This window comes from Pseudomonas sp. S60, assembly GCF_016647865.1.
In the GTDB taxonomy this organism is placed as follows: domain Bacteria; phylum Pseudomonadota; class Gammaproteobacteria; order Pseudomonadales; family Pseudomonadaceae; genus Aquipseudomonas; species Aquipseudomonas parafulva.
This window is the reverse complement of sequence record NZ_JACVVH010000011.1, coordinates 62,701-89,534: the sequence shown is the minus strand read 5'-3', so window position 1 is coordinate 89,534 and position 26,834 is coordinate 62,701. Positions and strand designations below refer to the sequence as shown.

The following is a 26,834-nucleotide window of genomic DNA, read 5'->3' as shown; positions in this document are numbered from 1 at the left end:
ACCGCACCATGCAAACCCGTGAAGACATCTTCAACATCCTGCGCGACGCCCTGGTCGAGTTGTTCGAGCTGGACCCGGCCCGCATCAGCCTCGACGCCAACCTTTACCAGGACCTGGAAATCGACAGCATCGACGCCGTCGACCTGATCGACCACATCAAGCGCCAGACGGGCAAAAAAATCGCCGCTGACGAATTCAAGTCGGTGCGCACCGTCAACGACGTGGTCGAGGCTGTGTTCCGCCTGGTAAACCCGGCGGCATGAAACAGCTGATTGGCCTGGGCCTGCTGGTGGCCGGCCTGCTGTACCCGTTTGCGGTGCACTTCGGCATGGCCCATTTCGCCCCCTGGCAATTCGGCCTGCTGCTTGGCAGCCTGTGGCTGGCCCGTGTGCTCAGCGCGCCGCGCCGCCCCGGCAGCCTGTGGATGGCCGTGGCCGCCCTGGCATTCTGCTGCGTACTGGGGCTGTCCGACAGCCAGGCCCTGCTGCGCTGGTACCCGGTGTTGATCAGTGCCTTCATGCTGGCGCTGTTCGGTACCAGCCTGCTGCACGGCATGCCGGTGGCCGAGCGCCTTGCACGCCTGCGCGACCCACAGCTGCCGCCGCGAGCGGTGCGCTATACGCGGCACGTCACCCAGGCCTGGTGCCTGTTTTTTCTGCTTAACGGCCTGATCGCCGCCAGCCTCACCCTGTGGGCACCCCTGACGTGGTGGACGCTGTACAACGGCATCATCGCCTACGCCGCCATGGGCGTGCTGTTCGCCCTGGAATGGCTGATAAGACAACGTGTGCGAGGACGCTCATGAACTGGATCAACCTCGAACACCTGCTGCTGGCGCTGGACGCGTCGCGGCCGGTGACCCAGGCCCCCGCCCTGGACCATGCCAGCCTGTGCCAACAGGCCCTGCGGCTGGCGGGGGGCCTGCACCAGCGCGGAGCCCGGCGCCTGGCCATTCACCTGGAGGACGCAGCCCAACTGGCCGCCGCCCTGCTGGGTGCCTGGCGGGCGGGCGTCGAGGTGCTGCTGCCCGCCGACCTGCAGCCCGCCACCCGTGAGCGCTGGCACAGCCATGTCGACCTTTGGCTCAGCGACCAGCCCGGCGATACGCCGTTCGAGGCATTGATGGGCGAAACCATGCCCCCCGCCGCGCTGGACCTGGACCTGTGCCGCATCAGCCTGTGCACGTCCGGGTCCAGTGGCGAACCCAAGCGCATCGACAAGCAGCTGCGCCAGCTGGCCAACGAGGTAGAGGCACTCGAACAACTCTGGGGAGCCGACCTGGGCCGGGCCTGGATCATCGGCAGTGTCGCCACCCAGCACATCTACGGCCTGCTGTTCCGTGTGCTGTGGCCCCTGTGCGCCGGGCGCGGCTTCGAGCGGCGCCAGCTGCCCTTCCCCGAAGACCTGCAACGGGCCAGCCGTGAGCACCCTGCGTTCGCCTGGGTGGCCAGCCCTGCCCTGCTCAAGCGCATGGGCGAGAACCTGGACTGGCCTGCCCTGCAACCGGTGCGCAAGGTATTTTCGTCCGGTGGCGAGCTGCCAGCTGATGCCGCCCAGCGCCTGCAGCAACGCCTCGGCCAGTGGCCTGCAGAAATTCTGGGTAGTTCGGAAACCGGCGGTATCGCCTGGCGCCAGGGGCAAGCCCTGTGGCAGCCCTTTGCCGGCGTGCAATTGAGCCACGGCGCCGATGGCGCGCTGCGTATCGCCTCGCCTTACCTGCCTGCCGGGCATGTGGAACACAGCGCGGATGCTGCGGAGTTCTCGCAAGACGGGCGTTTCCGCCTGCTGGGCCGCCTGGACCGCATCGTCAAGCTGGAAGAAAAACGCATCTCCCTGCCCATGCTGGAGCAGGCCCTGTGCACCCACCCCTGGGTGGCTGAAGCGCGCCTGGGCATGATCGAACAAGGCCGGGCGTACCTGGCCGCGTTGCTGGTACCCACCGCAGCAGGCCTGCACGCGCTGCGCAACCAGGGCCGCCGGGTACTGCTGGATACGCTGCGTAAGCACCTGGCGGGCCACTGCGAGGCGCTGGCGTTGCCGCGCCGCTGGCGGCTGATGCAGCAACTGCCACTCAATAGTCAGGGCAAGCTGCCCCAGGCGGCCCTGCACACGCTGCTGGTGGCGCCACGCAGCATGGCGCCACAGGTGCTGGCACAGCAGGGCGCGGGCGACGAACTGCAGTTCAACCTCGCCGTGCCGCTGGACCTGGCGTGTTTCTCCGGGCATTTCCCGCGTACGCCAGTGCTGCCGGGCGTGGTGCAGATCGACTGGGCCATCGCCCTGGCAACCGAACACCTGCAGGCCGGGCTGCACTTCGCCGGCATGGAAGTGCTGAAGTTCCAGCAGCTGGTGCGCCCCGGCGACGAGCTGGCACTGAGCCTTCGCCTGGACCGGGCACGCAGCAAACTGTACTTCGCCTTCACCTGCGCGGGGCAACCCTGCTCCAGCGGCCGTATCCTGCTGGAGAACACCTGTGCATAAGCCCTGCGCGGTCATTCCCGTGTACAACCACGAGCAGGCACTGCCAGCTGTGGTCGCCGAGTTGCAGCAAGCGGGCCTGCCCTGCGTGCTGGTCGATGACGCCAGCCACCCCGCCTGCGCGCAAGTGCTCGCACACTTGGCCAGCCAGCGTGATGTGTATCTGGTCACACTGGCCGTGAACCAGGGCAAGGGTGGCGCGGTAATGGCTGGCCTGCGAGAAGCTGCACGCCTTGGCTTCAGCCATGCGCTGCAGGTGGACGCCGATGGCCAGCACAACCTGCTCGATGTGAGGCTGTTCCTCGACCAGTCGCGCAGCCACCCACAGGCACTGGTGTGCGGTTACCCCGAGTACGATGCCAGTGTGCCCAAGGGCAGGCTGTATGCCCGCTACCTCACCCACGTGTGGGTGTGGATCAACAGCTTGTCGCTGCAGATCCCCGACTCCATGTGCGGTTTTCGCGTGTATCCGCTGCCTGTCACCCTGGCGATGATCGACAGCGTCAAACTGGGCAAGCGCATGGACTTCGACCCTGAAATCCTGGTGCGCCTGGCCTGGCGCAATCAGCCGATGCGCTGGCTGCCCACCCGGGTGCACTACCCCCAGGACGGGCTGTCACATTTCAGGCTGTTCCATGACAACGCGCTGATCTCGAAAATGCACGCCAAGCTGTTCTTCGGCATGCTGCTGCGGGCACCGGCAATACTCTGGCGCAGGTGGCGGGCATGAGCGAACCGTCGCAGCATTGGGCCGAGCATCAGGAGCGCGGCAGCTTCTGGCTGATGAAACTCACCGCCACCCTGGTGCGCCTGCTGGGCCGGCGCATGCTCAGCCCGTTGATCCACCTCATCGTCGCCTACTTCTTCCTGTTTGGCCGCCGCGCCCGGCGCAGCGCCTGGCAGTACCAGCAGCGGCTGCGCCAATGGAGCGGCGGGCAGACCACCGCCCCCAGCCAATGGCAGGTGTTCCGCCAGTTCATGGCCTTTGCCGAGGCCCTGCTGGACAAGCTGGACGTGTGGAACGGCAAGCTGCGTATCGAAGACATCGAGATCCACGACCCGGCCCAACTGCGCCGGCAACTGCGCGGCAGCCGTGGGCAAATGCTGGTAGGGGCGCACCTGGGCAACCTTGAGGTGTGCCGCGCCCTGGCCGAAATCGGCGAGCAGGTCACCATGAACGTACTGGTGCACACCCGCCATGCCGAGCGCTTCAACCGCCTGTTGGGTGAAGCGGGGGCTACCAACCTGAGGCTGATCCAGGTCAGCGAACTGGACCCAGCTGTCATGCTGCAATTGTCCGAACGGCTGGAGCGTGGCGAATGGCTGGCGATTGCCGGTGACCGCGTGCCCCTGCACGGCGGGCGCACGGTGGAGGTGGATTTCCTCGGTCACCGGGCCGCCTTTCCGCAAGGCCCGTGGCTGCTGGCGGGCATGCTCGAATGCCCGCTCAACCTGCTGTTCTGCCTCAAGCACCAGGGGCGCTACCACGTCACCCTCGAACCCTTTGCCGAGCGCCTGCAATGGCGACGCGGCCAGCGCGATCAGGTAATCGCCGAGTGGGCCGCACGCTACGCCGACCGCCTGGGCCACTACTGCACCCGGGCGCCCCTGCAGTGGTTCAATTTCTACCCTTTCTGGAAGACCGATGACGATGCATCCGCATGAAGCTGTCACGTTCGGCGAAGCGCCGCTGGCAATCGAACAGGTGGTGGCCCTGGCAGAGCGCCGTGCCCAGGTACACCTGCAGGACGACGCCACCTACCGGGCGCGTATCGCCCGGGGTGCAAGGTTTCTCGACACCCTGCTCGACAAGGAAGGGGTGATCTACGGCGTAACCACCGGTTACGGTGATTCCTGCGTGGTGGCTGTACCGCTGGAACATGTGGAGGCGCTGCCACAGCACCTGTACACCTTCCACGGCTGCGGCCTCGGCAAGCTACTGGATGCCCCTGCCACCCGCGCGGTACTGGCCGCACGCCTGCGCTCGCTCAGCCACGGTGTTTCCGGCGTGCGCCTTGAACTTCTGGAGCGCCTGCGCGAATTCCTCGCCCACGACATCCTGCCGCTGATCCCCGAAGAAGGCTCGGTGGGCGCCAGCGGTGACCTTACGCCGCTGTCTTATGTGGCCGCGACGCTGTCGGGCGAGCGCGATGTGATGTACCAGGGCGTGCGCCGCAGCAGCGCCGACGTGCACCGCGAACTGGGCTGGCAACCGCTGGTGCTCCGGCCCAAGGAAGCCCTGGCGCTGATGAACGGCACTGCGGTGATGACCGGGTTGGCGTGCCTGGCCTACAGCCGCGCCGACTACCTGCTGCAGTTGGCCACCCGCATCACCGCCCTGAACGTGATCGCACTGCAGGGTAACCCGGAACACTTCGATGAACGGCTGTTCGCCGCCAAGCCGCACCCCGGCCAGGCGCAAGTCGCCGCCTGGCTGCGCCAGGACCTTGCCATCGACGCCCCGCTACCAACCCTGCACCGCCTGCAGGACCGCTACTCGCTGCGCTGCGCGCCGCACGTGCTGGGGGTGCTGGCCGACAGCCTGGGCTGGCTGCGCGGTTTCATCGAAACCGAACTGAACAGTGCCAACGACAACCCGATCATCGACGGTGACGCTGAACGTGTGCTGCACGGCGGGCATTTCTACGGCGGGCATATCGCCTTTGCCATGGACAGCCTGAAAACCTTGGTGGCCAACGTCGCCGACCTGCTCGACCGCCAGCTCGCACTGCTGGTGGACGTGCGCTACAACCATGGCCTGCCGAGCAACCTGTCCGGCGCGCCGGCCGACCGGGCGATGATCAACCACGGCTTCAAGGCCGTGCAGATTGGCACCAGCGCCTGGACCGCCGAAGCCCTCAAGCAGACCATGCCCGCCAGCGTGTTCTCGCGCTCCACCGAGTGCCACAACCAGGACAAGGTGAGCATGGGCACCATCGCTGCCCGCGATGCCCTGCGCGTGCTGGAACTGACCGAACAGGTAGCTGCCGCCGCGCTGCTGGCCGCCAACCAGGGCGTGTGGCTGCGCAGCCGCCATGCCGATGCACGCCCATTGCCGCCTGCGCTGGCGCACATGCACGAAGCGCTGCTGGGTGAGTTTGCCCCGGTGATCGAAGACAGGGCCCTGGAGCAAGACCTGCGCCACTGCCTGCAACGGATCGGCCAGCGCCACTGGAGGCTGCATGCGTAGCGCCGGGGTATTCCACGTCGACAGCGAGGTGGTCGTGCCATTCTTCGACGTCGACAGCATGCACGTGGTGTGGCATGGCCATTACGTGAAGTACCTGGAGGTGGCCCGCTGCGCCCTGCTCGACCGCCTCTCGCACAACTACGTGCAGATGCAGGCCAGCGGCTACGCATGGCCGGTGATCGACCTGCAGTTGCGCTACATGCGCGGCGCCACCTTCGGCCAGCGCCTGAGCGTGCGGGCCAGCCTGGTGGAATGGGAAAACCGCTTGAAAATCCATTACCTGATCAGCGATGCCGAAACCGGTGAGCGCATGACCCGGGCCAGCACCGTGCAGGTCGCCGTGCACATTGCCAGTGGCGAAATGCAGCTGGCCTCGCCCCAGGTAATGCTCGATGCCGTCCAGCAGGTGCTTGCATGAACCCCATCGATAACCGCGCCCTCCGGCGTACTGCAGGCGTCGGCTTGCCGGCGATAGCCTGCAAAGCAGGGCCGCTCGTCCTGGCTTTGCTGCTGTGGCTTATCAGCCCCCTCACCTTCGCCTTCACCCTCGACGACCTGCAAAAGCAGCTCAGCGCCCCCGCCGTGGTCAAAGGCCCGTTCGTGCAGGAAAAGCACCTGCGTGCCCTGCCCCAGCCGCTGCTGAGCCAGGGGCAGTTCGTGCTGGCCCGCGACCACGGGCTGCTGTGGCTGCTGCAAACCCCACTGCGCCAGGATTACCGCATCGATGCCCATGGCATCGCCCGGCGCGACCCGAGCGGCTGGCAGGCCCTGCCCAACCGTAGCGCCGGTGCCGAGCAGAACCGCCTGTTCTTCGCCGTGCTGCAAGGCGACAGCACCGGCCTGCAACGTGACTTCGAGCTGGCCCTCACCGGGGACGCCGCCCACTGGCAGTTGCAGCTCACCCCCCGTTCGCTGCTGCTCAAGCAGGTGTTCAAGCGCATCGACATCACCGGTGGGCGCTATGTACAACGCATCGAACTGAGCGAAACCCAGGGCGACAGCACGGTGCTGCGCATGCCCGAAAGCAGCGGCGCTGCGGACCTGAGCGACGCGGAGCGCAGCGACTTTGCCAACTGAACGCCTGCTGCCGCGCCTGTTCGTCTGCCTGCTGCTGGCCATGCTTGCCGTGGCCGGCTGGCAGTGGCACCGGGGCGCGCCGCTGTCCGCCGACCTGATGTCGCTGGTGCCTGGCGCCACCCAGGATCCAATGGTGCAGCGTGCCGAGCAGCGCATGCAGGAGCCGCTGAACCGCGAACTGCTGGTACTGGTAGGGCACCCGCAACGCCAGCAGGCGCTGGCCATGGCCGAGAAGCTGGCCGGGCAGTGGCAGGCCAGCGGCTTGTTCGAAAAGGTCCAGTGGAGCCTGCAGACCGACCTGCAGGCTGTGCGCATGCAGTTGTTGCAGGGCCGGCTGGCCATGCTGGCGCCCGCAGACCGGCAACAGCTGGAAGCGCAACCCGATGCGTTCGTGGCGCAACGGGTGCAAAGCCTGTTCGACCCGTTTGCCGGGTTCAGCCTGGTGCCCAACCAGGACGACTGGCTGGGGCTCACGGGGCGTGTCCAGAACAGCCAGCCCAAGCCCGCCAATGTCGAGCTGGATACCGCCAGCGGCGCACTGATCGCCCAGGCGGATGACCACTATTGGGTGCTGCTGCGTGCCCGTACCCTGGGCAACGCATTCGACATGCAGTTGCCATTGCAGGTGGCCGACCTCCTGGCCAACGCCCGCCAGCAGGCCGAACCGCTCGGTGCCCAGCTGCTGGCGGCCAGCGGCCTGCTGCACGCTGCTGCCGGCCAGCAGCAGGCCAGCCGCGAAATCAGCTGGGTAGGCGGTGGCGCCACGCTGGGTATTCTGCTGCTGCTGTGGCTGGCCTTCCGTAACTGGCGGGCACTGCTGGCGTTCGTTCCGGTGCTGGTGGGCATGCTGTTCGGCTCGGTGGTGTGCGTGGCCCTGTTCGGCCAGATGCACGTCATGACCTTGGTGCTCGGTTCCAGCCTGATCGGTGTGGCAGTGGACTACCCGCTGCACTACCTGTCCAAGAGCTGGAGCCTAAAACCCTGGCAAAGCTGGCCGGCGGTGCGCCTGACCCTGCCAGGCATGAGCCTGAGCCTGGCTACCAGCTGCATTGGCTACCTGGCCCTGGCCTTCACACCCTTCCCGGCCCTGACCCAGATCGCCGCGTTTTCCGCCGCCGGCCTGCTGGGCGCCTACCTGAGCGCGGTGTGCCTGCTACCCGCGTTGCTGGCGTCGGCGCAGCTCAGGCCGGCGCTATGGCCGCTGCGCATCACCCAGGCCCTGACACAGTGGCGTGAAGCGCTGCTGCGCAGGGTGCCCAGTGGCGCCTTGCTGGCCTTGGTGCTGCTGTTCTGCGCCGGCGGCCTCTGGCACCTGCAGACGCGCAACGACATCCGCCAGTGGGTCGGTACGCCGCCGCAACTGTTGCAGCAAGCCCAGGCCGTGGCGCGCATCACTGGCTACCAACCTACCAGCCAGTTCTACCTGGTGCGCGCTGCCGACCAGCAACAACTGCTGGCGCGCACCCAGGCGCTGGGGGCCAAACTCACGGAACTGGTGGAACTGGGCAAGCTCAAGGGCTTCATGAGCCTCAGCCAGCTGGTTGCCAGCCCCGCCGAGCAACAGCAGGCGCGCAAGGCGCTGGAGGTGCTGCCCGAGCACTGGCAGCCGCTGGTGGCGCTTGGCGTACCCGAAGCGGCCTTGCAGGCCGAGATCCAGCAGTTGCAGGCATTACCTGTGCAGGCCATCGAACAGGTGTTGGCAGGCCCCCTGGGCGAAGCATGGCGGACCTTGTGGCTGGGCGCCGATGCTCAGGGCGTAGCTGCCATCGTCAGCCTTCAGGGGTTGTCGGATGCAGCGTTGCTGCAGTTGCAGACCCAGGACCTGGACGGCGTGCAACTGGTGGACCGGCTGGGCGAACTCAACCAGCTGTTTGCGGCGACCCAGGTAAGCGCAGCGGAACTCAAGCTGCTGTCCTGCGTGCTGATCCTGGTGTTGCTGGTGATGCCCTTCGGCCTGCGTGGTTCGCTGCGCATCGTTGCACTGCCGCTGCTCGCCGCGCTGTGCAGCCTGGCAAGCCTGGGCTGGCTGGGCCAACCCTTGACGCTGTTCAGCCTGTTCGGGCTGTTGCTGGTCACTGCCATCAGCGTCGACTACGCCATCCTCATGCATGAGCGCATAGGCGGGGCGGCCGTGAGCCTGCTGGGTACCCTGCTGGCCGCGCTCACCACCTGGCTGTCGTTCGGGCTGCTGGCCCTGTCCAGCACCCCGGCGGTGAGCAACTTCGGCGCAGCGGTAAGCCTGGGCCTGGTCTTCAGCTTCCTGCTGGCGCCCTGGGCCGCCCCTCGCGACGGAGCGCCAACGCCACCATGACGATCATTCTGTTCTGGGGCCTGGCCTTGGCAGCATTTGCCCTCGCCAGCCAGCTGGGCAAACGCCTGGGCTTGATCCCCATCGTCAGCCAGCTGCTGCTGGCCACCCTGGTGCTGCCTGCGGTGATGGGGCTGTGGATAACCCCGCACTGGCAGCTGGACGGCCCCGCACTGGTCGCACCGGTCTGGGTCAAGACCCTGTACGGCGCCAGCTTCGCCCTGCTGCTCGGGCACATCCTCACCGATGTGCTGGCCCTGCGGCCAGACCGCCAGGCTGTGAAACTGGCGGTACCCAGCTTTCTGCTGCCGTTCACCTGCGGCCTGGCCTGCGCAACAGGGCTGATGGGTTTGAGCGGCGTCGCTGCCCTGGCCCTGGGCCTGGTCTTCGCCATTACCGCAATCCCTGTGCTGTACCTGTACCTGCGGGCTATCGATTACCCCGCTGCCGCCAGCCGGCGGCTGCTGCAAGCGGCCATCCTGATCGACGTGGCGTGCTGGCTGCTGCTGGGCCTGGGCCAAGGCAGCCTGCACCCGGGCACGCTAGCGTTGCCGTTGCTGGCTGCCTTGCTGCCGCTGCCGCTTCATGCACTGGGCCTGCGCGCACCCAAGGCTTATGGGGCGCTGTTTCTGGTGCTGCTGTTCGTTGCCGAACACTACAAGCTCAATGCCCTGGTCTTCGGCATGGGCTACCTGGCCTGCCTTGCCTGGCGCAAGATACCGGCCACGCTGCCATTGCCCGATACCTGCAACCACCGAGTGCAACACAGCCTCGCCGTGCCGTTGATACTGACCTACGGCGTGATACAGATCGATGCACACCACGCCCTCGACAGCCTGGACGGCTGGCAACTGTGCGCGCTGGTCGCGCTGCCGATCGCCAGCAAGCTGCTGGGTAACTGGCTTGGCCTGTGCTGGGCCGCCCCGTCATTCCCCGGGGCCAGCAGATGGCGCGAGAGCCTGCTGCTGAACATTCGCGGCCTCAGCGAAATCGTTTTCCTCAACCTGTTGCTGTCGCAGCAGCTGATCAGCACTGCAGTGTATTTCGCGCTGATGCTGATGAGCCTGGTTGCCACCCTGATGCCGGCGCTGGCCGGCCTGCACCGTCTTCCACTTAACGCCCCATCCATGGCAAGGAGCCCGCATGCCAAACGCTGACCTACAACAACGCCAAATCCTGGTGATCGGTGCCGGGCCTTCCGGCGCCATCGCTTCGGCCCTGCTCAAGCGCCAGGGGCACGATGTGCTGGTCATCGAACGCCAGCGTTTTCCGCGTTTTTCAATCGGTGAAAGCCTGCTGTCCCACTGCCTGGATTTCGTCGAAGAGGCCGGCATGCTCGAGGCCCTGCAAGCCGCAGGCTTCCAGCACAAGAATGGCGCCGCCTTCGCCTGGGGCGACGAATACACGGCATTCGACTTCGGCCAGACCTTCACCCAGGGTAAACCCAGCACCTTCCAGGTGCAGCGGGCCGGCTTCGACCAGTTGCTGGCCGACCAGGCCGAAGCCCAGGGCGTAGAGATACGTTACGAGCACGAGATCGTCAGCGCCGACATGAATGGCGAGCAGCCTCAGGTGCGCGTGCGCCGCCCGGACGGCAGCGAGTACACCGTGCAGGCCGGCTTCGTGCTGGACGCCAGCGGCTACGGCCGGGTACTGCCAAGAATGCTGGACCTCGAAGCACCGTCGGCCTTCCCGGTGCGCCGGGCCGTGTTCACGCACATCGAAGACCGTATCGACCACCCAGGCTTCGACCGCGACAAGATCCTCATCACCACCCACCCCGAGCACCGTGACATCTGGTTCTGGACCATCCCCTTCAGCGACGGCCGCACCTCGCTGGGCGTGGTGGCGGCCGCAGAACACTATGCCAACGCCCCCGAGGACCTCGACGCCTGCCTCAAGCACTTCGTGGCACAGGCGCCGAGCCTGTCCAAGGTGCTGGCCAACGCGGTGTGGGATACCCCGGCGCGCACCATCGGGGGCTATTCGGCCAACGTCAAGGCGCTGCACGGCAAGGGCTATGCCCTGCTCGGCAACGCCGCCGAATTCCTCGACCCGGTGTTCTCCTCCGGGGTCACCATCGCCATGCGGTCGGCGAGCATGGCCGCCGGCCTGCTGCACCGCCAACTGCAAGGTGAAACGGTGAACTGGCAGACCGAGTTTGCCGCCCCCCTTCAGCAGGGCGTCGACACCTTCCGTGTCTATGTCGAAGGCTGGTACGACGGCAGTTTCCAGGACGTGATCTACCACCCAGGCAGCTCGCCGGAAATCCGCGCCATGATCAGCTCCATCCTGGCTGGCTATGCCTGGGATACGCGCAACCCGTTCGTGGCCGAACCCCGGCGCCGGCTGCGCACCCTGGCCGAACTGTGCGCGAGGGCGCCGGCATGAGTGAGCGCCCGTTCCTGAGCGACACCTATGTCGAGGAAACCCGCATAGGCTTTCGTTTTCTCGCCAGTCACACCTGGCAGCACCACGTGCTGCGGGTGGCCATCGAAGACCTGCGCCGGCTGTTCGACGGTGCACCGCCCCAGGGCGCAGTGCTGCTGGATGCCGGCTGCGGGCAGGGCAGGTCGTTCAAGCACCTGCAGCGGGTATTTGCGCCCGCTCGCCTGCTGGGCACCGATGCCGACCCGCACAGCCTTGACCTGAGCGCAGCCGAGGCCCAGCGCCTGGGCATCAATGTGGAGCTGTGCGGCAGCGACTGCGCCAAGCTGCCCTACCCTGACGCCAGCATCGACCTGCTGTTCTGCCACCAGACCTTTCACCACCTGGTGGAACAGGAAAAAGCCCTGGCCGAGTTTTACCGAGTACTCAAGCCGGGTGGCTACCTGCTGTTCGCCGAGTCCACCGAGGCGTACATCGATACCTGGGTGATCCGCTGGTTTTTCCGCCACCCCATGCACGTGCAGAAGAGTGCCGAGGGCTACCTGCAGATGCTGCGCAGCCAGGGCTTCGAGTTTGGCCCTGCCAATGTCTCCTACCCCTACCTGTGGTGGAGCCGGGCCAAGGACTTCGGCCTGCTCGAGCGCCTGGGCCTGCGCAAGCCGCCACCGGTGGGCGAACGCGAGGAAACGCTGGTCAACGTGGTTGCGCGCAAGCCGCTGGAGCCCGCATGAAAGCCTTCCTGGCATGCGTGCTGTGCCTGCTGCTGAGCGCCTGCGCCGCGCGCCCGCCCCTGCCCGAGCGGCTGCCGGGGCTGACCCTGCCGCAGCAGTTGCATGTGCAGCGCGAACAGGCCAGCCAGCGCCAGGACTGGTTGCTGGTGATCCAGGACGAGCATCAGCGCTTGCGCTGGTCGCTGCTCGACCTGCTGGGCATCCCCCAGGCCCGGCAACTGCTGGACGGCCGGCAATGGCAGGCCGATGGGCTGCTGCCGCCCAACCCGGCAGCCCGGGAGCTGTTCGCTGCCGTATTGTTCGCCCTCACCCCGCCTGCGCAGCTGGCCCAGCTTTATCCACAGGCCCGCGAGCAAGCGGGGCAGCGTTGGCTGGGTGACCGCTGGCACGTCACCTATCGGGGCGAGGATGCCTTCGACTTGAACCTCGGTGAAGGCCTGCGTTATGTAATCGACCCCCTGCCTCGCGAGAACCGACCATGACCGCCTACCTCAATGCCCTAGGCCTGGTCTGCGCCCTTGGCCAGGGCCAGGCCGAAGTGGCGGCCGGCCTGTTCACCGGCGATTGTTCCGGCATGCAGCCCGCTTCAGGCTGGATCCCCGACCGCTGCCCGCCCGTGGGTGCGGTCGCCGCGGCATTGCCCGCAGTACCGCTGCCCGAGCAGCACAGCCGCAACAACCAGCTGCTGTACGCGGCCGCCCTGCAGATCGAGCCGGCCATCCGCCAGGCGATCGCCCAGTATGGTGGGCACCGTGTTGCCGTCATTCTCGGGACCAGTACGTCCGGCATTGCCGAAGGCAGTGCCGCCATCGGCCAGTTCATGAACAGCGGGCAGTTCCCTGCCGACTATCACTACGCACAGCAGGCACTGAGCGCGCCGGCCGACTTCCTCGCCGACTGGCTGCAGCTCAGCGGCCCGGCCTACGTCATCTCCACGGCCTGCACCTCCAGTGCCCGCGCCTTGCTCAGCGCCCGGCGCCTGCTGCAGCTGGGCGTGTGCGACGCCGTGCTGTGCGGCGGCGTCGACAGCCTGTGCAGCCTCACCCTCAACGGCTTCAGCGCCCTGGAAGCAGTCAGTGAGCAGCGCTGCAACCCGTTCTCGGCCAACCGCGATGGCATCAACATTGGCGAGGCGGCGGCCCTGTTCCTGATGACGCGCCAGCGCAACGCGCAAGGCCGCACCCTGGCACTGCTGGGTGCCGGTGCCAGCTCGGACGCCCACCACATATCCGCGCCCGACCCGACCGGTGCCGGCGCCTTGCAGTGCATGGGCAAAGCACTGGACAATGCCGGCCTCGCGCCCGCGCAAATCAACTACCTGAATCTGCATGGCACCGCCACTGCGCACAATGACGCCATGGAAAGCCTGGCCGTGCATGCCCTGTTCGGTGCCACGGTGCCGTGTTCGTCAAGCAAGCCCATGACCGGCCACACGTTGGGTGCGGCCGGCGCGCTGGAAGCGGCGTTCTGCTGGCTGAGCCTGAGCGAGCACAACCCGTTGGGCCTGCTGCCACCGCATGTGTGGGACCAGCAGCGCGACCCTGCGCTGCCGGGCTTGGCCCTGGTGGATGGCCGCCAGCGCCTGGGTACTGATGGCCCACGCCGTTTGATGAGCAACTCGTTCGCCTTCGGCGGCAATAATGTCAGCTTGATTCTCGGAGACACCGCATGAACCCCTGGCCACTGGCCGAGCTGCTGCCCCACGCCGGCGACATGATCCTGATCGACCAGATCGAGCGCTGCGATGAGGAGCAGATCTTCACCCGCACCACCGTGCAGCCTGGCGGCCTGTTCAACCGCGCCGACGGCAGCCTGCCGGCGTGGCTGGGCATCGAGCTGATGGCCCAGAGCGTCGCGGCCTATGCCGGCTGCCGCGCCCGGCGTAACGGCCAGGCAGTCGAACTGGGTTTCCTGCTGGGTGCGCGCAAATACGAATGCGATGTCGAGCACTTCCCCGCCGGCGCCGAACTGCACATCCACGCCCAGCGTTCGCTCGAAGACGACAACGGCATGGGCGTGTTCGAATGCCACCTGCGCGGCCCCGGCATCCATGCCAGCGCCCGCCTGAACGTGTACCGCCCGCCGCAAGCGGCCAGCTACCTGGCCGAAGCGGGCCCTGAGGAGTCCCCCCATGACTGACACCATTCTGGTCACCGGTTCGAGCCGCGGCATTGGCCGCGCCATCGCCCTGCGCCTGGCCCGGTCCGGTTACGACCTGGTCCTGCATTGCCGCAGTGGCCGTGCCGAGGCCGACGCCGTGGCCGAAAACGTGCGGGCCCTGGGCCAACAGGCACGGGTGCTGCAGTTCGACATTGCCGACCGTGCCGCCTGCCGCGCCGCCCTGGAGAGCGATGTGGAGCAGCATGGGGCGTATTACGGCGTGGTGTGCAACGCCGGGCTGACCCGCGATGGCGCCTTCCCGGCGCTTACCGACGAAGACTGGGACCAGGTGCTGCGCACCAACCTGGACGGTTTCTACAACGTTCTGCAGCCACTGACCATGCCAATGATCCGCCGTCGGGCACCCGGGCGCATCGTCTGCATCACCTCGGTATCGGGGTTGATCGGTAACCGTGGCCAGGTCAACTACAGCGCCTCCAAGGCGGGGCTGATCGGCGCGGCGAAGGCGCTGGCGATCGAGCTGGGCAAACGCCGCATCACCGTCAATTGCGTGGCCCCTGGGCTGATCGACACGGCCATGCTCGACGAGCACGTGCCTGTGGACGAGCTAATGAAGATGATCCCTGCCGGGCGCATGGGCACCGCTGAAGAAGTGGCCGGTGCAGTCAACTTCCTGATGTCGGCGGAGGCTGCCTACATCACCCGCCAGGTGCTGGCCGTGAACGGGGGGTTGTGCTGATGCGCCGGGTTGTCGTCACCGGCATGGCCGGCATCACCTCGCTGGGCAGCGACTGGGCGACCATCGCCGGGCATTTCGCCAGCCAGCGCAGTGGCATCCGGCGCATGGACGAATGGGACCGCTTCGAAGAAATGAACACGCGGCTGGCCGGCCCCGTCGATGATTTCAAGGTGCCCGCCCACTGGACCCGCAAGCAACTGCGCAGCATGGGCCGGGTATCACGCCTGGCGGTGGCCGCCGCCGAGCGGGCACTGGCCGATGCAGGCCTGCTGGATGACCCGAGCATTCGCGATGGGCGCATGGGGGTGGCCTGCGGCTCGTCCACCGGCAGCACGGACGAGATCAAGGCGTTCGGCAACATGCTGCTCAACTCGGTGGCCGACGGCCTCAACGCCAATTCCTACGTGCGCATGATGCCGCACACCACCGCCGCCAATATCAGCATCTTCTTCGGCCTCACCGGGCGCCTGATCCCCACCTCCAGTGCCTGCACCAGCGGCAGCCAGGGCATCGGCTACGCCTATGAGGCAATCAAGTACGGGCGCCTGCCGATGATGCTGGCGGGGGGCGCCGAAGAGCTGTGCCCCACTGAGGCGATGGTGTTCGATGCGCTGTACGCCACCAGCCTGATGAACGACACCCCGCACCTTAGCCCACGCCCCTACGACTGCCGCCGTGATGGCCTGGTGATTGGCGAGGGCGGCGGCATGCTGGTGCTTGAAGAACTTGAACACGCCCGCGCCCGCGGGGCCAGGATACACGCCGAAATCGTTGGCTTTGGCAGCAACGCCGATGGCCAGCACACCACCCGCCCGGAGCAGACGACCATGCGCCGCGCCATGGAGCTGGCGCTGGAGGATGCCGGCCTGGCACCCGCAGCAATCGGCTATGTGAATGGCCACGGTACCGCCACCGAGCAGGGCGACATCGCCGAGACCCTGGCGACCAGCAGCCTGTTCGGCACCCACATGCCCATCAGTTCGCAGAAGAGCTTCCTTGGCCACACGCTCGGGGCGTGCGGGGCACTGGAGTCGTGGTTCAGCATCGAGATGATGAACAGTGACCGCTACGTGCACACCCTGAACCTGGACGAAGTAGACCCACGCTGTGGCGAACTGGACTACCTGCGTGGCGAGTTCCGCACCATGAACCACCAGTTCGTGATGAACAACAACTTTGCTTTCGGTGGGGTCAACACGTCGTTGATCTTCCGCCGCTGGCCGTAACCCCAAACCTGGAGAGCATGGAATGTCCCCTCTGATCCGCGCAGCGGCCCTGGGCCTTGTACTGACCGGCCTGGCCGGCTGTACGTCGAAGCCGGTGCTGAACCCGGCTGAACAGCTGGCCTCCGCGACACCCTACACCCAACAGCAGGTGCAACAGGCCATTCTGAAGGCCATTGCCGACCGCGGCTGGACGGCACGCTCGGTAAACCCGAGCGTGATCCAGGCCGACATCACCGTGCGTAACACCTTCTTCGCTGCCGTGGATATCCACTACAGCGCCAGCCAGTTCCGCATCGCCTACCGCGACAGCCGCGAGCTGGGGTACAAGGACGGCAAGATCCACCGCAACTACAACCGCTGGGTCTACAACCTGGACCGCAGCATCGTGCGTGAGCTCAACACAGTGAGCAGCCAGAGCCTGTTGCAACAAAGCAGCGTTACCCCCTAACCACCGACCAAGGAAGAACCGATGCGCTTGAAGACCCTTACCGCCGCCACTGCCCTGCTGCTGGCTGCACTGCCAGGCCTGAGCCAGGCCCGTGATACCGCGCTGTTCCTGCCCTTCGACAAGGTAGTGCAGCAAATGCTTGCCGAGAAAAAGCTCGATGGCTCGGTCAAGTTCTACCTGGCGGGCGTGCAGCCACGCGGCAAGGTCAAGGTGGTCAGCCCCAATGCCGTGACCAACAAGAAGACCAACGCCTTCAACAAGAGTGACGAAGTGGCCTGCGAATGGGCCCTGCAGTCGGCCCTGCTGACCATGCAGGACGCTGCGCGCAAGGCCAACGCCAATGCCGTGACCAACATCGTCAGCTACTACAAGCGCAACGAGCGCAAAGACCCGGCCACCTACGAGTGCCATGCCGGCGCGGTCATCGCCGGTGTTGCCATCAAGGGCGACCTGGCCCGCGTGGACTGATACCCAGGCGCAACCGGGGCAGGCTGGCGTCAGGCCTGAACCTGCCCGGTCAGCAGTTCGGCGAAGGCTGTGGCCATCGCCGACTTCTGGCACTGGCGCTGTACCAGCCACACGGCAGACGTGGCTTCGGTATCCAGTAACGTGCGGTACACCACGCCCTCGATGCGCATACGCTGGTAAGAAGCCGGCAGCACCGACACCCCAAGCCCCGCCGACACCAGCCCGATGATCGTCATCGCCTCCCCTGCCTCCTGGGCAAAGTGCGGGCTGAAGCCTGCCTGACGCGCCAGGCTGAGCAGCTGGGCATACAAACCACTGCCATAGCTGCGCGGAAAGAACACAAAAGGTTCCTGGGCCAGCGCTGCCAGATGCACGCCTTGCTCCGTGGCCTGAGCCAGCGCATGCGAGGCATTGATCACCGCCACCAGTGGCTCGCGGAACAGCTCCGTGGCAACCAGCCCCTGGGGCAGCGGCATCGGCCGCATCAGGCCCACTTCGATGGACTCATCGAACACCCCTTCGGCGACTTCGCGGCTGCTCATTTCCTTGAGGTTCAGGTGCACTGCCGGAAAGCGCTGGCGGAAGGCATGGATCGCCTGGGGGATCTTCGACGTGAACGGCGCAGAGGACGTAAAGCCGATCTTCATCTCGCCCAGCTCCCCCAACTGGGCACGCCTGGCCACATCGGCCGCTTTCTCGACCTGGGCCAGTACCAGCCGGGCCTCCTCCAGAAATAGCCGCCCGGCCTCACTGAGTTCCACCCGACGGTTGGTACGCTCGAACAACCTGGCGCCCAGCTCCTGCTCCAGCGCCTGGATTTGCTGGCTCAAGGGCGGCTGTGAAATGCCGAGCTGCTGGGCTGCGCGGCCAAAGTGCAATTCTTCGGCAACGGCAACGAAATAGCGCAGGTGACGCAGCTCCATGGGCAGGCTCCAACAGGTCGTGAAACGTCTTAAATAGGTCGAACAATATATTGGATCTAATCATTAGGCAGCTATATGCTTTTTTCCATCGCGCCTGAGGTACCCGCCAGTGAAAACCGCCGCTGTTCCCTTGCCTGCTGAACCTGAGACTGCCTCGCTCAACGACCTGTGGATCGAAAAAGGCACGCCAGCCTTCATGAAAACCGTGCTGGCGCTGTTTAGTGGCGGCTTTGCCACCTTTGCCCTGCTGTACTGCGTGCAGCCGATGATGCCGCTGTTGTCGAAGGAATTTGCCATCAATGCCGCGCAGAGCAGCCTGGTGCTGTCGGTCGCTACCGGCATGCTGGCGTTCGGGTTGTTGATAACCGGCCCCGTCTCCGACCGCATTGGGCGCAAGCCGGTGATGGTGTTCGCGCTGGTGTGCGCGGCGCTGTGCACCGTCGCCAGCGCCGTGATGCCGAGCTGGGAGCTGGTGCTGGCCACCCGCGCACTGGTCGGGCTGTCCCTGAGCGGCCTAGCAGCGGTGGCAATGACCTACCTGAGCGAGGAGATTCACCCACAGCACATCGGCCTGGCCATGGGCCTGTACATCGGCGGCAATGCCATTGGTGGCATGAGCGGCCGGCTGATTACCGGCGTGCTGATCGACTTCGTCAGCTGGCACACGGCGATGCTCACGGTGGGTGGCCTGGCATTGCTGGCGGCGGTGGTGTTCTGGAAAGTGCTGCCCGAGTCGCGCAACTTCCGCCCCCAGGCCATGAACCCGCGCAGCCTGCTGGACGGCTTCGTGGTGCACTTCAAGGATGCCGGGCTGCCTTGGCTGTTCCTCGAAGCGTTCCTGCTGATGGGCGCCTTCGTCACCCTGTTCAACTACATTGGCTATCGCCTGCTGGCGGAGCCCTACCACATGAACCAGGCGCTGGTGGGGCTGCTGTCGGTGGTGTACCTGTCGGGTATCTACAGCTCGGCGCAGGTGGGCGCACTGGCCGACAAGCTGGGCCGGCGCAAGGTGTTCTGGGCGAGTATCGTGGTCATGGCGGGGGGCATGCTGATAACCCTGACCAGCCCATTGTTGATGGTGATCATAGGCATGCTGGTGTTCACCTTCGGCTTCTTCGGGGCACACTCGGTGGCCAGCAGCTGGATCGGCCGCCGCGCCTTGCGGGCCAAGGGGCAGGCATCATCGCTGTATCTGTTCTGCTACTACGCGGGGTCGAGCGTGGCCGGGACGGCAGGCGGGGTGTTCTGGCACCAGTGGGGCTGGAACGGCATCGGGTTGTTCATCGGCAGCCTGCTGGCGGTAGCGCTGCTGGTGGCGTTGCACCTGAGCAAGCTACCGCCAAAGGCGGCGTAGGGGCTCGCGGGCATGCCCGCGAGCTGGCCTTTACTGATGGTACTGCGCTGACAGTTCGTGCACGGCGTTGATGAACACACCGGCATGCTCCGGGTCGACTTCCGGGGTGATGCCATGGCCCAGGTTGAACACGTGGCCACTGCCCTGGCCGTAGCTGGCCAGAATACGCGCCACTTCCTTGCGGATGGCTTCGGGCCGGGCGTACAGCACGGTCGGGTCCATGTTGCCTTGCAGGGCCACCTGGTTACCCACACGGCGGCGGGCATCGCCGAGATCGCAGGTCCAGTCCAGGCCCAGTGCATCGGCACCCGCTTCGGCAATGCTCTCGAGCCACAGGCCGCCGTTCTTGGTGAACAGGATGACCGGCACCTTGCGCCCTTCGTGCTCGCGAATCAGGCCACTGACGATCTTGCGCATGTAGGCCAGGGAAAACTCCTGGTACGCCGCAGCCGACAGGTTGCCACCCCAGGTGTCGAAGATCTGCACCGCCTGTGCGCCGGCTAGGATCTGGCCATTGAGGTAGGTGGTGACCGACTGGGCCAGCTTGTCCAGCAACAGGTGCAGCGCCTGAGGGTTGTCGTAGGCCATGGCCTTGGTCTTGCGGAAGTCCTTGGACGAGCCGCCTTCGACCATGTACGTGGCCAGCGTCCACGGGCTGCCTGAGAAGCCGATCAGCGGTACCCGGCCATTGAGCTCGCGGCGGATGGTGCTGACGGCGTCCATCACGTAGCCCAGGTCTTTCTGGGCATCGGGCACCGGCAGTGCCTCGATGTCGGCCGGGGTGCTGACCACCTTTCTGAAACGCGGGCCTTCGCCGGTTTCGAAGTAAAGGCCAAGGCCCATGGCATCAGGGATGGTAAGGATGTCCGAGAACAGGATCGCGGCGTCCAGCGGGTAGCGGTCCAGTGGCTGCAGGGTGACCTCGCAGGCGAACTGCGGGTTTTTGCACAGGCTCATGAAGTCACCGGCCTTGGCACGGCTGGCGCGATACTCCGGGAGGTAGCGGCCGGCCTGGCGCATCATCCACACCGGGGTGACGTCTACGGGTTGCTTGAGCAGTGCACGCAGGAAACGATCGTTCTTCAGGGCAGTCATGTCGGCATCCGGAAAAAAAGTGGGGGCATTTTCTCAGACGCCAGCACAAAAGGCACGGCTGAGACCATGCGTTTTGTCTATTGGGTGCGTTGGGTCAAGCTGTGTCGCGTACAAAGCCGGCCCCTGCAGATACCGCGTACCTTGCAGGAGCCGGCAGCCGACCTCACACTTCCAGGAAGTCCAGGATGCCTTCGGCAGCGGTGCGCCCTTCGAAAATGGCGGTCACTACCAGGTCGGACCCGCGCACCATGTCGCCGCCGGCAAACACCTTCGGGTTGGTGGTCTGGTGCTTGAACTTGCCCTGCTCCGGCGCCACCACACGGCCCTGGCTGTCCAGTTGGATGCCGTGCTGCTCGAACCAGGGGGCCGGGCTTGGGCGGAAGCCGAAGGCGATGACCACGGCATCGGCCGGCAGGATCTCTTCAGACCCCGGGATTGGCTCCGGGCTGCGGCGGCCACGGGCGTCGGGTTCACCCAGGCGGGTTTCCACCACTTTCACGCCTTCGACCTTTTCCTCACCCACGATCGCAATGGGCTGGCGGTTGTACAGGAACTTCACGCCCTCTTCCTTGGCGTTCTTAACTTCCTTGCGCGAACCGGGCATGTTGGCTTCGTCACGGCGATAGGCACAGGTCACGGCCTTGGCGCCCTGGCGAATGGAGGTGCGGTTGCAGTCCATGGCGGTGTCACCACCACCGAGCACCACCACCCGCTTGCCCTGCATGTCGACGAAATCTTCCGGCGACTTCTCGAAGCCCAGGTTGCGGTTGACGTTGGCGATCAGGAAGTCCAGGGCATCGTGCACCCCTGGCAGGTCCTCGCCGGGGAAGCCCCCCTTCATGTAGGTGTAGGTGCCCATGCCCATGAACACTGCATCGTACTCGGCCAGCAGTTGCTCAAGGGTTACATCCTTGCCCACCTCGGTGTTCAGGCGGAACTCGATGCCCATGCCGGTGAACACTTCACGGCGGTTGCTGAGCACGGTTTTTTCCAGCTTGAATTCGGGGATGCCGAAGGTCAGCAGGCCGCCGATTTCCGGGTTGCGGTCGAAGACCACCGGGGTTACGCCGGCGCGCACCAGCACGTCGGCACAACCAAGGCCTGCCGGGCCGGCGCCGATGATGGCAACGCGCTTGCCGGTGGGTTTGACCTTGGACATGTCCGGGCGCCAGCCCATGGCGAAGGCGGTATCGGTGATGTACTTCTCCACCGAACCGATGGTCACCGCGCCAAAGCCGTCGTTCAGCGTGCAGGCACCTTCACACAGGCGGTCCTGTGGGCACACCCGCCCGCACACTTCCGGCAGGGTGTTGGTCTGGTGCGACAATTCCGCCGCCGCCAGGATGTTGCCTTCGGACACCAGCTTCAACCAGTTGGGGATGAAGTTGTGCACCGGGCACTTCCATTCGCAGTACGGGTTACCACAGCCCAGGCAGCGGTGCGCCTGTTCCACAGACTGCTGCGGCTTGAACGGTTCGTAGATTTCCACGAACTCCTTCTTGCGCTGGCGCAGCAGCTTTTTCTTCGGGTCCTTGCGGCCCACCTCGATGAACTGGAAGTCGTTATTCAGACGTTCAGCCATTTTCAAAAACCTCTTAACAGCAGCTGCAAGCGTTTAGCTGCAAGCCACAAGACGATCACGTAAGTCTGGCAAGCCCTGTACTGCTTCTACCTGCAGTGTGGGGCTTGCCTGCTTGCAGCTGTTTTACTGCGGGTTGGCCCGGGTGCTGGACAGCAACTGCTTCAGGTTGGCGGCCTTGGGCTTGACCAGCCAGAAGCGCCGCACGTAGTCGTCCAGGTTCTCGGAAAGCTCGCGCCCCCACTCACTGTCGGTTTCATCCACATACTCGGCAAGGACCCGCGCCAGGTGGGTGCGGTAAGCCTCCATCGCTTCACCACTGATGCGCTGGATTTCCACCAGCTCGTGGTTGAGCTTGTCGACGAAGCTGTTGTCCATGTCGAGCACGTAGGCGAAGCCGCCCGTCATGCCAGAACCGAAGTTGTAACCGGTCTTGCCCAGCACGCAGACAAAGCCACCGGTCATGTATTCACAGCAGTGATCGCCGGTGCCCTCGACAACGGCATGGGCGCCGGAGTTACGTACAGCGAAGCGCTCGCCTGCAGTACCGGCAGCGAACAACTTGCCGCCAGTGGCACCGTACAGGCAGGTGTTGCCAACGATGGCGCTGTGCTGGGTTTTGAACGGGCTGCCCGCTGGCGGCACGATGGTCAACTTGCCACCCGTCATGCCCTTGCCCACATAGTCGTTGGCGTCGCCCTGCAGGTACAGGTTCAGGCCACCGGCGTTCCATACGCCGAAGCTCTGGCCGGCGGTACCGTTGAAGCGGAACGTGATCGGCGCGCTGGCCATGCCCTGGTTGCCATGCAGCCGGGCAATCTCGCCCGATACCCGCGCACCGATGGAGCGGTCGCAGTTGCAGATGTCCAGGCTGAATTCGCCGCCGGCCTGGTCGCGGATGGCCGGCATGGCCATCTCGACCATCTTCTCGGCCAGCTCGCCCTGGTCGAAGGGTGGGTTGCGGTCGACTTCACAGAACTGCGGCTTGTCTGCCGGGATGTGCGAGCTGCCCAGCAGCGGCGTCAGGTCGAGGTACTGCTGGCGCTCGGTGTCGCCCGGCAGCACATCGAGCAGGTCGGTGCGGCCGATCAGCTCACCCAGGCTGCGTACGCCCAGCTTGGCCAGCCACTCACGGGTCTCTTCAGCGACGAAGGTGAAGAAGTTGACCACCATGTCGACGGTGCCGATGTAATGGTCCTTGCGCAGCTTGTCGTTCTGGGTGGCCACGCCTGTAGCGCAGTTGTTCAGGTGGCAGATGCGCAGGTACTTGCAACCCAGGGCAATCATCGGGGCGGTGCCGAAGCCGAAGCTCTCGGCCCCCAGGATTGCCGCCTTGATCACGTCCAGGCCGGTCTTGAGGCCGCCGTCGGTCTGCACCCGCACCTTGCCGCGCAGGTCGTTGCCGCGCAGGGTCTGGTGGGTTTCGGCAAGGCCCAGTTCCCACGGGGCGCCAGCGTACTTGATCGACGTCAGCGGCGAGGCGCCGGTGCCACCGTCATAACCGGAAATGGTAATGAGGTCGGCATAGGCCTTGGCCACGCCGGCAGCAATGGTGCCTACGCCTGCTTCAGCCACCAGCTTCACCGACACCAGCGCCTGCGGGTTGACCTGCTTGAGGTCGTAGATCAGTTGGGCCAGGTCTTCGATGGAGTAGATATCGTGGTGCGGCGGTGGCGAAATCAGCGTCACCCCCGGCACCGCGTAACGCAGGCGGGCGATCAGGCCATTGACCTTGCCACCGGGCAGCTGGCCACCCTCGCCGGGCTTGGCGCCCTGGGCGACCTTGATCTGCAGCACTTCGGCGTTGACCAGGTATTCGGGCGTAACGCCGAAACGGCCGGTCGCCACCTGCTTGATCTTGGAACTGCGGATGGTGCCGTAGCGCGACGGGTCTTCGCCACCTTCACCTGAGTTGGAACGCGCACCCAGGCGGTTCATGGCTTCGGCCAGTGCTTCGTGGGCCTCAGGCGACAGTGCACCCAGCGAGATACCCGCCGAGTCGAAGCGCTTGAGGATGGCGTCCAGCGGTTCGATCTGGTCCAGCGCCAGTGGCTGGTCGGCCACCTTCACTTTCAACAGGTCGCGGATCATCGACACCGGGCGCTGGTCGACCAGCGAGGTGTATTCCTTGAACTTGGCGTAATCGCCCTGCTGCACGGCGGCTTGCAGGGTATTGACCACGTCCGGGTTGTAGGCGTGGTACTCGCCGCCGTGGACGAACTTCAGCAAGCCGCCTTGCTGGATCGGCTTGCGCGCACTCCAGGCTTCGGCGGCCAGCAGCTTCTGGTCGCTTTCCAGGTCCTGGAAGCGCGCACCCTTGATGCGGCTGGAAACGCCCTTGAAGCTCAGGCCGACCACTTCTTCGGACAGGCCGATGGCTTCGAACAGCTGCGCACCCCGGTAGGAGGCGATGGTGGAGATCCCCATCTTCGACAGGATCTTCAGCAGGCCCTTGGAGATGCCCTTGCGGTAGTACTTGAACACTTCGTCCAGGTCGCCCAGCACTTCGCCAGTGCGGATCAGGTCGGCCAGCACTTCGTAAGCCAGGTACGGGTACACCGCCGAGGCGCCGAAGCCCAGCAGCACTGCGAAGTGGTGGGGGTCCCGGGCGGTGGCGGTTTCCACCAGGATGTTGCTGTCGCAACGCAGGCCCTTGTCGGTCAGGCGGTGGTGCACAGCGCCCACGGCCAGCGACGCATGCACCGGCAGCTTGCCGGGTGCGATGTGGCGGTCGCTCAGTACCAGCTGGGTCTTGCCAGCCCGCACGGCCTCTTCAGCCTGGTCGGCGATGTTGCGAATGGCCGCTTCCAGGCCGACGCTTTCTTCATAGTTCAGGTCGATCAGCTGGCGCTCGAAGCCTTCACGCTCCAGGCTCATCAGCGAGCGCCATTTGGCAGGCGAGACCACCGGCGAGCTGAGAATCACCCGCGAGGCATGCTCGGGGGATTCCTGGAAGATGTTGCGCTCGGCACCCAGGCAGATTTCCAGCGACATCACGATCGCTTCGCGCAGCGGGTCGATCGGCGGGTTGGTGACCTGGGCAAACTGCTGGCGGAAGAAGTCGTACGGCGAACGCACCCGTTGCGACAGCACCGCCATGGGGGTGTCATCCCCCATCGAACCGACCGCTTCCTGGCCTTGTTCACCCAGCGGGCGCAGTACCTGGTCGCGCTCCTCGAAGGTAACCTGGAACATCTTCATGAACTGCTTGAGCTGGTCAGCGTCGTAGCTGGCCACGCCCTGGTCGTCGGTCAGCGTCGCCTGGATGCGCGTAGCATGCTGACGCAGCCAGCGCTTGTAGGGGTGACGGGACTTGAGGCGGTCATCGATGGCGTCAGTGTCGAGAATCTGACCGGTTTCGGTGTCCACGGCCAGGATCTGGCCCGGGCCCACACGGCCTTTTGCCAGCACTTCATCCGGCTGATAGCCCCATACGCCGATTTCAGAGGCGATGGTGATGTAGCCGTTGGTGGTGGTGACCCAACGCGCCGGGCGCAGGCCGTTGCGGTCGAGCAGGCACACCGCGTGGCGGCCTTCGGTCATGACGATACCGGCCGGGCCATCCCACGGCTCCATGTGCATGGAGTTGTATTCGTAGAAGGCGCGCAGGTCGGCGTCCATGGTCTCGACGTTCTGCCAGGCTGGCGGTACCAGCATGCGCACGCCACGGAACAGGTCGATACCGCCGGTCACCATCAGTTCGAGCATGTTGTCCATGCTGGAAGAGTCGGAGCCCACGCGGTTGACCAGCGGGCCGAGCTCATCGAGGTCGGGGATCTGGTCATTGGCGAACTTGGTACGGCGTGCCATCGCCCAGTTGCGGTTACCGGTGATGGTGTTGATTTCACCGTTGTGGGCAAGGAAGCGGAACGGCTGCGCCAGCGGCCACTTGGGCAAGGTGTTGGTGGAGAAGCGCTGGTGGAAGACACAAATGGCGGTCTGCAGGCGCTCATCACCGAGGTCCGGGTAGAAGGCCGCCAGATCGCGCGGCATCATCAGGCCCTTGTAGATGATGGTCTTGTGCGAAAAGCTGCAGATGTAGTGGTCGGCATCGTGGGCGTTGGCCACCGACGAACGGCGACGTGCGCTGAACAGCTTGATGGCGAATTCCTGGTCACTCAGGCCTTCGCCGCCGATGAACACCTGCTCGATCTGCGGCAGACGCTCCAGGGCCAGGCGGCCGAGCACGCTGGTATCGATCGGCACCTTGCGCCAGCCAACCAGGTTAAGGCCAGCCGCGATGATTTCGCGGTCCATGTTGGCGCGGGCGGCTTCGGCTTTGACCGGGTCCTGGTTGAAGAACACCATGCCCACGGCGTACTGCCTTGGCAGCTCGGCGGCAAAATGCTCCTGGGCCACGGCGCGCAGGAACTGGTCGGGCTTCTGCATGAGCAGACCACAACCGTCACCGGTCTTGCCGTCAGCGTTGATACCGCCACGGTGGGTCATGCATGTGAGCGCCTGCATGGCGGTTTGCAGAAGGTGGTGGCTGGGTTCGCCCGTCATATGGGCTATCAGGCCAAAACCACAGTTGTCCTTGAATTCTTCGGGATGGTACAGACCTGTTTTCATAGACACTTTCTCACCAGGTTCACCCCTCAACGGAGGCAAATCTCTTTTTTAACAACCACTTACCATCCACGCCGATCAAATGCCAGCTTTTTGCGGTGGCCATGGAAAACCATTGTTGCACAGCGACAGTCGCGCCC

General features: G+C 65.4%; 24 protein-coding genes. 20 read left to right on the top strand and 4 right to left on the bottom strand.

Annotated features, from left to right (window positions below; all coding sequences use genetic code 11):
* The first annotated feature begins 8 nt into the window (after window positions 1-8).
* The 19 genes from IAE33_RS07925 to IAE33_RS07835 are packed head-to-tail and all read left to right on the top strand — an operon-like array spanning window position 9 to window position 17,174.
* Complete coding sequence (locus IAE33_RS07925) at window positions 9-263, top strand: acyl carrier protein (protein WP_028632002.1); 255 nt, start codon at window positions 9-11, stop codon at window positions 261-263.
* Window positions 260-805, top strand: a complete 546-nt coding sequence (locus IAE33_RS07920) for a membrane protein (protein WP_028632003.1) — start codon at window positions 260-262, stop codon at window positions 803-805. Before IAE33_RS07925 ends, IAE33_RS07920 begins: the two co-directional genes overlap by 4 nt.
* Window positions 802-2,481, top strand: coding sequence for an AMP-binding protein (locus tag IAE33_RS07915; protein WP_201163055.1), 1,680 nt, complete (start codon window positions 802-804; stop codon window positions 2,479-2,481). Before IAE33_RS07920 ends, IAE33_RS07915 begins: the two co-directional genes overlap by 4 nt.
* Window positions 2,474-3,208: a glycosyltransferase family 2 protein gene (locus tag IAE33_RS07910; protein WP_201163054.1), complete on the top strand. Its 735-nt coding sequence runs from the start codon at window positions 2,474-2,476 to the stop codon at window positions 3,206-3,208. Before IAE33_RS07915 ends, IAE33_RS07910 begins: the two co-directional genes overlap by 8 nt.
* Complete coding sequence (locus tag IAE33_RS07905) at window positions 3,205-4,143, top strand: LpxL/LpxP family acyltransferase (protein WP_201163053.1); 939 nt, start codon at window positions 3,205-3,207, stop codon at window positions 4,141-4,143. The genes IAE33_RS07910 and IAE33_RS07905 overlap by 4 nt, the downstream gene beginning before the upstream one ends.
* Window positions 4,124-5,668 (top strand): HAL/PAL/TAL family ammonia-lyase, encoded by a 1,545-nt coding sequence (locus IAE33_RS07900; RefSeq protein WP_201163052.1) that lies wholly within the window; start codon window positions 4,124-4,126, stop codon window positions 5,666-5,668. Before IAE33_RS07905 ends, IAE33_RS07900 begins: the two co-directional genes overlap by 20 nt.
* Window positions 5,661-6,086, top strand: coding sequence for an acyl-CoA thioesterase (locus IAE33_RS07895; RefSeq protein ID WP_201163051.1), 426 nt, complete (start codon window positions 5,661-5,663; stop codon window positions 6,084-6,086). Before IAE33_RS07900 ends, IAE33_RS07895 begins: the two co-directional genes overlap by 8 nt.
* On the top strand, window positions 6,083-6,745 hold the full coding sequence (locus tag IAE33_RS07890; RefSeq protein ID WP_080667805.1) for an outer membrane lipoprotein carrier protein LolA: 663 nt from the start codon (window positions 6,083-6,085) through the stop codon (window positions 6,743-6,745). The genes IAE33_RS07895 and IAE33_RS07890 overlap by 4 nt, the downstream gene beginning before the upstream one ends.
* The gene (locus IAE33_RS07885; RefSeq protein WP_201163050.1) at window positions 6,735-9,056 is read left to right on the top strand and encodes an MMPL family transporter; all 2,322 of its coding nucleotides are present in this window, start codon (window positions 6,735-6,737) and stop codon (window positions 9,054-9,056) included. Before IAE33_RS07890 ends, IAE33_RS07885 begins: the two co-directional genes overlap by 11 nt.
* Complete coding sequence (locus tag IAE33_RS07880) at window positions 9,053-10,210, top strand: sodium:proton antiporter (protein ID WP_201163049.1); 1,158 nt, start codon at window positions 9,053-9,055, stop codon at window positions 10,208-10,210. Before IAE33_RS07885 ends, IAE33_RS07880 begins: the two co-directional genes overlap by 4 nt.
* Window positions 10,197-11,444: an NAD(P)/FAD-dependent oxidoreductase gene (locus IAE33_RS07875; RefSeq protein ID WP_201163048.1), complete on the top strand. Its 1,248-nt coding sequence runs from the start codon at window positions 10,197-10,199 to the stop codon at window positions 11,442-11,444. The genes IAE33_RS07880 and IAE33_RS07875 overlap by 14 nt, the downstream gene beginning before the upstream one ends.
* Entirely contained in the window at window positions 11,441-12,172 is a 732-nt protein-coding gene (locus IAE33_RS07870; protein ID WP_201163047.1) for a class I SAM-dependent methyltransferase, read from the top strand. The genes IAE33_RS07875 and IAE33_RS07870 overlap by 4 nt, the downstream gene beginning before the upstream one ends.
* Window positions 12,169-12,654, top strand: coding sequence for a hypothetical protein (locus IAE33_RS07865; RefSeq protein WP_201163046.1), 486 nt, complete (start codon window positions 12,169-12,171; stop codon window positions 12,652-12,654). Before IAE33_RS07870 ends, IAE33_RS07865 begins: the two co-directional genes overlap by 4 nt.
* The gene (locus IAE33_RS07860; protein ID WP_201163045.1) at window positions 12,651-13,844 is read left to right on the top strand and encodes a beta-ketoacyl-[acyl-carrier-protein] synthase family protein; all 1,194 of its coding nucleotides are present in this window, start codon (window positions 12,651-12,653) and stop codon (window positions 13,842-13,844) included. Before IAE33_RS07865 ends, IAE33_RS07860 begins: the two co-directional genes overlap by 4 nt.
* The gene (locus IAE33_RS07855) at window positions 13,841-14,311 is read left to right on the top strand and encodes a hotdog family protein (protein WP_028632016.1); all 471 of its coding nucleotides are present in this window, start codon (window positions 13,841-13,843) and stop codon (window positions 14,309-14,311) included. The genes IAE33_RS07860 and IAE33_RS07855 overlap by 4 nt, the downstream gene beginning before the upstream one ends.
* A complete protein-coding gene (fabG, locus tag IAE33_RS07850) occupies window positions 14,304-15,032 on the top strand; it encodes a 3-oxoacyl-ACP reductase FabG (RefSeq protein ID WP_028632017.1) in 729 nt (242 codons plus the stop codon). The genes IAE33_RS07855 and fabG overlap by 8 nt, the downstream gene beginning before the upstream one ends.
* Window positions 15,032-16,258: a beta-ketoacyl-ACP synthase gene (locus tag IAE33_RS07845; protein WP_060480797.1), complete on the top strand. Its 1,227-nt coding sequence runs from the start codon at window positions 15,032-15,034 to the stop codon at window positions 16,256-16,258. Before fabG ends, IAE33_RS07845 begins: the two co-directional genes overlap by 1 nt.
* A 22-nt stretch (window positions 16,259-16,280) precedes the next feature.
* Window positions 16,281-16,706, top strand: coding sequence for a hypothetical protein (locus IAE33_RS07840; protein ID WP_028632019.1), 426 nt, complete (start codon window positions 16,281-16,283; stop codon window positions 16,704-16,706).
* A gap of 21 nt (window positions 16,707-16,727) precedes the next feature.
* Complete coding sequence (locus tag IAE33_RS07835; RefSeq protein ID WP_028632020.1) at window positions 16,728-17,174, top strand: hypothetical protein; 447 nt, start codon at window positions 16,728-16,730, stop codon at window positions 17,172-17,174.
* A 29-nt stretch (window positions 17,175-17,203) separates the two neighbouring features.
* Here the strand turns inward: IAE33_RS07835 and IAE33_RS07830 are convergent, their stop codons facing one another.
* Window positions 17,204-18,097: a LysR family transcriptional regulator gene (locus tag IAE33_RS07830; protein ID WP_201163044.1), complete on the bottom strand. Its 894-nt coding sequence runs from the start codon at window positions 18,095-18,097 to the stop codon at window positions 17,204-17,206.
* Window positions 18,098-18,206: 109 nt separating this feature from the next.
* Here IAE33_RS07830 and IAE33_RS07825 point away from each other — a divergent pair, with 109 nt between their 5' ends.
* Window positions 18,207-19,451, top strand: a complete 1,245-nt coding sequence (locus IAE33_RS07825) for an MFS transporter (RefSeq protein ID WP_201163043.1) — start codon at window positions 18,207-18,209, stop codon at window positions 19,449-19,451.
* A gap of 30 nt (window positions 19,452-19,481) precedes the next feature.
* On the opposite strand, the gene hemE is transcribed toward IAE33_RS07825, so the two are convergent.
* From hemE to gltB, 3 genes are all read right to left on the bottom strand, one after another.
* Window positions 19,482-20,546, bottom strand: coding sequence for a uroporphyrinogen decarboxylase (gene hemE, locus IAE33_RS07820; protein WP_201163042.1), 1,065 nt, complete (start codon window positions 20,544-20,546; stop codon window positions 19,482-19,484).
* 163 nt (window positions 20,547-20,709) lie between these two features.
* Window positions 20,710-22,128, bottom strand: coding sequence for an FAD-dependent oxidoreductase (locus IAE33_RS07815; protein WP_201163041.1), 1,419 nt, complete (start codon window positions 22,126-22,128; stop codon window positions 20,710-20,712).
* A 123-nt stretch (window positions 22,129-22,251) separates the two neighbouring features.
* The gene (gene gltB / locus IAE33_RS07810; RefSeq protein WP_201163040.1) at window positions 22,252-26,697 is read right to left on the bottom strand and encodes a glutamate synthase large subunit; all 4,446 of its coding nucleotides are present in this window, start codon (window positions 26,695-26,697) and stop codon (window positions 22,252-22,254) included.
* Between the last annotated feature and the right edge of the window lie 137 nt (window positions 26,698-26,834).